The sequence below is a fragment of the Nocardia sp. NPDC058666 genome (assembly GCF_042714895.1).
GTDB lineage: Bacteria > Actinomycetota > Actinomycetes > Mycobacteriales > Mycobacteriaceae > Nocardia.
This window is the reverse complement of record NZ_JBHXRY010000091.1, coordinates 1-1,178: the sequence shown is the minus strand read 5'-3', so window position 1 is coordinate 1,178 and position 1,178 is coordinate 1. Positions and strand designations below refer to the sequence as shown.

Sequence of the window (1,178 nt, the reverse complement as noted above, 5' to 3'; positions counted from 1 at the left end):
ACCCGCGGCCGCAACATGGCAGGCGCGCGTGCGCTGATGCGCGCGTCGGGCGTAGCGAGCGCGGACATCGGCAAGCCGATCATCGCGGTCGCCAACTCCTTCACCGAGTTCGTCCCCGGCCACACCCACCTGGCCCCCGTCGGCCGGATCGTCTCCGACGCCATCCGCGCCGCCGGCGCCATCCCGCGCGAGTTCAACACCATCGCGGTCGACGACGGCATCGCCATGGGCCACGGCGGCATGCTGTACTCCCTCCCCTCCCGCGACCTGATCGCGGACTCGGTCGAGTACATGGTCGAGGCGCACTGCGCCGACGCGCTGATCTGCATCTCCAACTGCGACAAGATCACGCCCGGGATGCTGATGGCCGCGATGCGGCTGAACATCCCGGTCGTCTTCGTCTCCGGCGGCCCGATGGAGGCCGGTCAGGCCGTCCTGGTCGACGGCACGGTCCGCAAGCTCGACCTGATCGACGCCATGGTCGACGCCTCCAACGAGAACGTCTCGGACGAGGACATCCTCCGTATCGAGGAGAACGCCTGTCCGACCTGCGGCTCCTGCTCCGGCATGTTCACCGCCAACTCGATGAACTGCCTCGCCGAGGCCATCGGCCTGGCCCTCCCGGGCAACGGCTCGGTCCTCGCCACGCACACCGCCCGCCGCGCCCTGTACGAGGACGCCGGCCGCACGGTCGTGGAGATCACCAAGCGCTACTACGAGGACGGCGACGAGTCCGTCCTGCCGCGCAGCATCGCCACCCGCGAGGCCTTCGAGAACGCCATGGCCCTCGACATCGCGATGGGCGGCTCCACGAACACGATCCTGCACCTGCTGGCCGCCGCCCAGGAAGCGGGCCTGGAGTACGACCTCACCGACATCGACGCCGTCTCGCGCCGCGTCCCGTGCCTGGCCAAGGTCGCGCCGAACGTGGCGCCCGGCGGCACGTACTACATGGAGGACATCCACCGGGCCGGCGGCATCCCCGCCATCCTCGGCGAGCTCCACCGCGGCGGCCTCCTCAACAAGGACGTCACCACCGTCCACTCCGACGGCCTGGAGGACTGGCTCGCGCAGTGGGACGCCCGCTCCGGGACGGCCAGCGACACGGCCATGGAGCTGTGGCACGCGGCCCCCGGCTGCGTCCGCTCCGCCACCGCCTTCTCCCAGTCCAAGCGCTG

Annotated in this window: 1 protein-coding gene; it reads left to right on the top strand. The window is 70.7% G+C overall.

What is annotated here, in order from left to right; all coding sequences use genetic code 11:
- The coding region (locus tag ACFWVD_RS28695) for a dihydroxy-acid dehydratase (RefSeq protein ID WP_379248034.1) at positions 1-1,178 on the top strand (1,178 nt) is incomplete at both ends.